The 512-nt window shown below is 33.8% G+C and carries 1 protein-coding gene; it reads right to left on the reverse strand.

Features of this window, described 5'->3' with window-relative positions:
* Nucleotides 1-496, reverse strand: a 496-nt coding sequence (locus ASC50_RS03915) for a hypothetical protein (protein WP_158648396.1), incomplete at its 3' end; no start/stop codon positions are given.
* Nucleotides 497-512: the final 16 nt, after the last annotated feature.

Raw genomic sequence — 512 nt, forward strand, 5'->3', positions numbered from 1 at the left:
GCGAATTGCTTTCGTGGCAAGGTGCTACAATGACAATATTGTCGGTCGGTTTTAATTTGTCGCATATTTTATTCTCTAAATACTTTTTTATATCTTTCAACCATTTTATAATATTATCTTTGTTGTCATTCACAAACTTGTCTGAATCCACATCATAAATTCTGTAATTTTCGTTGCGTGCTACTCTTTGATATTTTATTGAATCTTCAAAATTCAAGTCGCTAAATTCTACAACCGTATTTTTTATTTCAGTTCCATGTTGCGCTTTTGTTTGTCCTTCTGGATTTCCAAAAATCAGCGAAGGAGTAAGCGAAGAATTATCGGTATCAAACAAAGGTTTTGTTGGAATTGGTCTGCCATCTTTATCTACACCTCCTCCATAACATAATTTACAATCTCTTATTTCATGCCATTTGGCAGTAAGGTTAATAATTGATTCTTGCCTATCATCTGGATTTCTTAAGAGTTTAAACTCCTCGCTGGGGTCTTGTGCCAAAATAATATTGTAACGC

It is taken from the genome of Candidatus Symbiothrix dinenymphae (assembly GCF_001431085.1).